Annotated in this window: 4 protein-coding genes; all 4 read right to left on the bottom strand. The window is 75.0% G+C overall.

The features are described 5' to 3' along the window. On the bottom strand, positions 1–2,869 hold a 2,869-nt coding region (locus L1885_RS22325; RefSeq protein ID WP_235798957.1), incomplete at its 3' end, for a putative bifunctional diguanylate cyclase/phosphodiesterase. A gap of 261 nt (positions 2,870–3,130) precedes the next feature. Continuing rightward, positions 3,131–4,078: a 2-hydroxyacid dehydrogenase gene (locus L1885_RS22320; RefSeq protein ID WP_235798956.1), complete on the bottom strand. Its 948-nt coding sequence runs from the start codon at positions 4,076–4,078 to the stop codon at positions 3,131–3,133. Positions 4,079–4,198: 120 nt separating this feature from the next. Continuing rightward, positions 4,199–4,759, bottom strand: a complete 561-nt coding sequence (locus L1885_RS22315) for a DinB family protein (RefSeq protein ID WP_235798955.1) — start codon at positions 4,757–4,759, stop codon at positions 4,199–4,201. An 85-nt stretch (positions 4,760–4,844) separates the two neighbouring features. Continuing rightward, complete coding sequence (locus L1885_RS22310) at positions 4,845–5,672, bottom strand: beta-galactosidase small subunit (protein ID WP_235798954.1); 828 nt, start codon at positions 5,670–5,672, stop codon at positions 4,845–4,847. Between the last annotated feature and the right edge of the window lie 128 nt (positions 5,673–5,800).

Below are 5,800 nucleotides of genomic sequence, written 5' to 3'. Positions count from 1 at the left end.
CCTGTGCCTGCGCGCCCGTCCGCGCGGCCGGCCGGGCCGCGGTGTCCACCGCCTCGGGCAGCGCGTACGAGCCCCGGCCCAGCGCGCGGCGCAGCCGGTGCTCGTCCAGCGGGCCCGAGAACGCGGCCCCCTGGCCGTGCGTGCAGCCGAGCGCCCGCAGGGCGAGTACCTGGTCCGGGCGGTCCACGCCGTCCGCCACGGAGTACATGCCCAGGTCGCCCGCGATGCGCAGCAGCCCCGCGGCGATCCGGTGCAGCCGGGGCGACTCGGCGATGCCCTCCACCAGCCCCCGGTCCAGCTTCAGCACGTCGATCGGCAGCCTGCGTAACGCGTGGATGGCGGAGAAGCCGCTGCCGAACCCGTCGAGCGCGATGCGCACGCCGAGCCGGCGCAGGGCGAGCAGCCGCTGCTCCAACTCGTCCGGGTCGATGCCGTGGTCCACGTCGGACAGCTCGATCGTCAGCGCACCGGACGGCAGCCGGTGCCGGGCCAGCAGGGCCTCGACCGAGTCGAGCCGGGGCGGCCGGTCCAGCAGGCGCCGGGCCGGGAGCCGCACCACGACGGGGGACCGCAGGCCCGTGGAGCGTGCCCGCTCGGCCGCCCGCTCCACGACCTCCTCCAGCAGCCGCTGCCCGAAGGCCGCGGCCCGCTCGTGGTCGTGGTCGTCGGCGATCCGCAGGAATTCCGCCGGGGTGAACAGCAGCCCGTGCGGCGCGCGCCAGCGCGGCTGCACGGTCACGGCGGAGACGCGGCCCGTCGTGAGGTTGACCACAGGCTGGTGGAGCAGCGCGAACTCGCCGTCGTGCAGCGCGCTGCGGACCCGGCCGCTCAGCTCGGCGCCGCGCACCGCGTCCGAGCGGAGATGCGGCGTGTAGAGCTCGACGCGGTTCTTGCCGGCCGCCTTCGCCCGGTACATGGCGAGGTCGGCGTTGCGCATCAGGTCGGCGGGCTCGCAGTCCGGCTCGGCGAAGGCGACGCCGATCGAGGCCGCGACCCGCACGTCGTGCCCCTCGATGCGGTACGGCTCCGACAGGGTGAGCCGGAGCCGGTCGGCGATCTCCTGGACGATCCGCTCCCGGTCCTCCCGGGTCCCCGGCCCCTCCCCGGCTCCCCGCACGGGCCCGTCCTCCCGGGGGTCCGCGCCGTGCGGCCCGTCCGCGCCCTGCTCCGGCGCGCGCGCCGCGCCGTCGTCGAGGATGAGCGCCGCGAACTCGTCGCCGCCGAGGCGCGCGGCGGTGTCTCCCGCGCGCACGGACGCCTGCAGGCGCCGGGCCGCGCGGATCAGCAGCTCGTCGCCCACCTGGTGGCCGAGGCGGTCGTTGACGCCCTTGAAGCCGTCGAGGTCGATGTAGAGGACGGCCGCCCCCGCGTCGCCGGCGCGCCGGCCGGTCAGGGCCCTGCCCACCCGCCGCGTGAACAGCGCCCGGTTGGGCAGGTCCGTGAGCGGGTCGTGCTCGGCGTTGTGCTGCAACTGGGCCTGGAGGCGCACCCGCTCCGTCACGTCCCGGCTGTTGAAGATCAGGCCGTCCTCGTGGCGGTTGACCGTGGACTCCACGTTGAGCCAGTCACCGCTGCCCGAGCGGAAGCGGTACTCGACGCGTGCGCTGGCCTCGCGGGCCGGCGGCGCCGCGAGGAACCTGCGCACCTCGTGCACGACCCTGCCCAGGTCGGCCGGGTGGATCAGGGAGGCGAGCTCCTCGCCCTCCAGTTCCTCGGCGCCCCGCCCGTACACGCCGGACGCGGCGGGGCTCACGTACCGCAGGACCCCGGAGGGTGCCGCGATCATGATGACGTCGCTCGAACCCTGCACGAGCGAGCGGAAGTGGTTCTCCTTCTGGGCCAGTTCCTGGGTGAGGGCCACGTGGTCGACGAGCATGATGCCCTGCCGCACGACCAGGGCGAGCACCACCGTGCAGCCCGTGAGGATCACGACCCGGTCGACCTTCCGGCCCTCGACCGCGGTGTAGAGGATGCCGAGCGTGCAGACGGCCGCAGCCAGGTACGGGGTGAGCGCGGCGAGCGATCCCGTGACCTTGCGGCGCCTCGGCCGCGCGGGGCGCGGGGGCGCGTCCGGCACGTGGCGCACGCCCCAGGGCGCGTAGGCGAGCAGCAGCGAGCCCGCGAACCACCCCGCGTCGAGCAACTGGCCCGAGCGGTAGTCGGCGCGCAGGAGCGGCGAGGTGAACAGCCCGTCGCACAGCACGGTCAGGGCGAGCGCGCTGATCGCCGTGTTGACGGCGGTGCGACTCGCCGTGTGCCGGAAATGCAGCGCGAGCACCATGCTGACCAGCACGATGTCCAGCAGGGGATAGGCCAGGGCGAGCGCCGACTGGGCGACGCTGGGGCCGTCGACGCGGGCCGTGTGCGCCAGGGCGAGGCTCCACGACAGCGTCAGCAGCGAACCGCCGATCAGCCAGGCGTCGAGGCCGAGGCAGACCCAGCCGGCCTTGGAGACGGGACGCTTGGCGAGGACCAGGAGGCCGACGATGGCGGGGGGCGCGAAGCACAGGAAGAACAGGTCGGCGAGCGAGGGGGCGGGCACGGGCTCGTGCAGGACGACCTCGTACCACCCCCACACGGCGTTGCCGCCGGCCGCCATGAACGACGACAGCGAGAACAGCAGCCAGGCGGGCCGGAAGCGGCGCCCGCGCCCGCGCGAGTAGAGGAAGCAGGACACCGCGGCGACCAGCGCCGCGAAGCTCAACCCGAAGTCGCCCATGAAGACGGCGACTTCGTGTGATCCCCAGCCCATCGCGGCCCCCGTCGCATAGGCGGCGCAGACGAGCGCGAGGAGAAGCTGTCCGAGCAGCCCCGCGCTGCCGCCCCCGGACGCCCGGCGGCGGCCGAGGAGGATCCCCTCGGCGCTCATCGGTCCACTCCGGGACGTTTCACTCTCGGTTGATCGGTCTCGTCGGTCCATCGGCCGTGCATCGCCCGTCGCCCCCCTCGGATTCTGATCGCTCCCCGACGCCGCCCCACGCGCGACGCAGCCCCCAGATCGGGACGATACACCAGAGTCGTCACTCAGGGACATAGTCTCTCTACTCTCCGTGACGAGCAGGGGTGTTGCGGTATCGCCGATTCCGGCCAACTGCGCAGCGTGGTCACGGAGGGGCACTCCGTGACGACATCACTCTGTGGTCATTACCACGTTCTGGAGCGCTTCACCCCCGGCGAACCGGGTCAGTTGTGTCGAGAGGAGCCTTTTCGCGCGGGGCTCGAACGCGGAAGTGGAGCCTCCCACGTGGGGGCTGACGAGCACGCCGGGCGTGCGCCAGAGCGGGTGCGCGGCGGGCAGCGGCTCCGGGTCGGTGACGTCGAGGGCAGCCGTCAGCCGGCCGCCGGCGACCTCTTGGAGCAGGGCGTCCGTGTCCACGACGGCCCCGCGCGCGACGTTGACGAGCAGCGCGCCGTCCTTCATCCGGGACAGGAAGTCGGCCCCCACCAGACCCCGTGTCCCGTCCGTCAGCGGAGTGGAGAGGATCACGACATCGGCGTCGGGGAGCAGCGCGGGCAGATCCGAGAGCGCGTGGATCGCGCCGCGCTCGGTGTCGCGCGCCGAGCGCGCGACGCGCACCACCCGCGCGCATTCGAAGGCCGCGAGCCGGTCCTCGATGGCGGAGCCGATGGACCCGTACCCGACGATCAGCACGGAACGGTCCGCGAGGGCCGGGTAGAAGCCGGACAGCCACTCCCCGCGCTCCTGGGCCCGGACGAAGCCGGGGATGTCGCGCAGCGACGCGAGGGTCAGCGCGAGCGCGAGTTCGGCGGTGCTGGCCTCGTGGACGCCCTTCGCGTTGCACAGCCGCACGCCGGCGGGAACGGCGGCGAGCCCCGGCACGACGTTGTCGACGCCGGCCGACAGCGTCTGCACCACCCGCAGCGAGCGCATCTCCGCCAGCGGCCGGACCGCGACCTCGGGCCCCTTCAGGTACGGGACGACGTAGAAGGCGCAGTCGGCGGGGTCCGCCGGGAACTCCCGCTCCCCGTCCCAGAACCGGTAGGTCGGCCCCTCCGGGAGCCCGTCTATCTCGTCCGCCGCGTACGGGAGCCAAACCTCTGCTGTCTCGTTCTTCATGGTCAGGAGGCTATGCCACGCGACCGTGCGCACCCGGCGCCGAGGCGCGGCGGACGCGCCGGGCGCACGCCCCCCGGGCGGGACCTGCCCGGCGGGGCGCGGCACGGCCGCCGCCCGCTCTCACAACCCCGTCGTGCCGTCCAGGCTCTCCCGGATGATGTCCGCGTGGCCCGCGTGGCGCGCCGTCTCCTCGATCATGTGCAGCAGCACCCAGCGGAGCGTGAGCTCCTCGAACTCGCGGCGGGCGCACCGGGTGTCCAGCGCCGCCTCCGCCGCGATCCGGCGCGACCGCGCCACCTCGGCCGCGTAGCGCTCCCGGCACAGGCCGACCGTGTCGTGCCCGTCCAGTACGAAGTCCTCGTCGTTGAACTCGGACTTCGGCACCTCGGGCCACTCTCCGGGGAACACCCGGCCCTCGAAGACGATCTGGAACCACCGCCGCTCCCAGATCGCCGCGTGCCTGAGCAGGCCGAGCAGGGTGAGCGTGCCGGCCGTGGGCGCCGAGCGGGCCTGCTCCTCGGTGAGGCCGTCGAGCTTGCGGGTCAGGGCGTCGCGCTGCCGGTCCAGGAAGGCGCACAGCGCCTCGCGTTCGCCGGTCGCGGCCGCCACCCGCGCGGCGTGCGAGCCGCCGTGGTCCGTCCCGTCGCCGGGTCCCGCGGGTACGGGTGAAAGGGGGTCCATGCGGCGGGACGGTAGCGCCTGCGGCGGCGCGGGGGCACCCCCGTTTCCGGGCGCCCCGGCGCCGCGCACGCTGCCCGCCGCCCGCTCAGCCGCCGGCGCCGGCCACCGCACGGAAGACCAGCGAGAAGGTCGCCCGCCCCGCGTGCAGCCGGTGCCGCGGCAGCACCCCGGGCCCGCAGGACGCGGAGCCCAGGCCGTGCTGTGCGAGGTCCAGGTTGAGGTGGATCAGCTCGCCCGGCACCAGGTCCGTGGTGTGCGCCGCCGCGTCCAGTTCCTCGCTCGTCCAGCGCCGCGCCGCGAAGTCGAAGACGGGCACGCCCTCGACGCGCAGGCCCGAGCCGTCGGGCGCCGTGAGCGCCAGCCACCGCGCGTCCACCCGGTTGCCGTTCTCCTGCGGCAGCACGTACGGCGTCTGGAGGGCGTCCACGTCGTCAGCGAACCGGCCGACGCGCGCCGCCTGCCGGCTGTCGGCGTACGCCTCGCCGGGCCCCCCGCCGAACCACTCGGCCGATCCGAGCGCGCCCGGCACCGCCATGCGCAGGCCGAGCCGCGGCAGGGTGCAGGGCCAGACGCCGTCCGGCTCGACGTCGACGCGCAGCCGCAGCGAGCCGTCGCCCTCCGCGTGCCAGTGGTAGTCCGCGAACAGGCCGAAGCCGCGGGCCGGGGGCGCCACCCGGGTCCGTACGAGGAGGGTGCCCGGGTCGCCGGCCCCGCCATGATCGACCGCGTCGGTCCGGTGGTGCAGCCGGTGCAGGCCCGCGGCCCGCCAGCGGTCCGCCTCAGGTTCGTCCGAGCCCCGGTCGTTGTCCGTGGGCGCGCGCCACAGGTCGAGGCGGGGCCCCTCGACCGGGAGGCCGCCCAGCTCCACCAGCCGCCCGCTCGCCGCGTCGAACAGGGCCGGGCCGAGGCGCACCGCCGCGGTGAAGAGCGGACCGGCCGCGGCCGGTCCCCCGGCCCCACCGAGCCCGCGTCCGTACCCAGCTCCGGTCCGGGCTCGCCGAAGAGAAGTCCGAGAAAGGCGCTCGCGTCGTGGCCCTCCCG

The sequence above is a fragment of the Streptomyces fuscigenes genome, from assembly GCF_021556455.1.
In the GTDB taxonomy this organism is placed as follows: domain Bacteria; phylum Actinomycetota; class Actinomycetes; order Streptomycetales; family Streptomycetaceae; genus Streptomyces; species Streptomyces fuscigenes.
This window is presented reverse-complemented; position numbering and strand designations above follow the sequence as displayed.

Bases quoted from the DNA above. Each gene is read 5' to 3' on its own strand.
- L1885_RS22320 (WP_235798956.1), bottom strand. From the start codon at position 4,078: ATGAAGAACGAGACAGCAGAGGTTTGGCTCCCGTACGCGGCGGACGAG.
- L1885_RS22315 (WP_235798955.1), bottom strand. From the start codon at position 4,759: ATGGACCCCCTTTCACCCGTACCCGCGGGACCCGGCGACGGGACGGAC.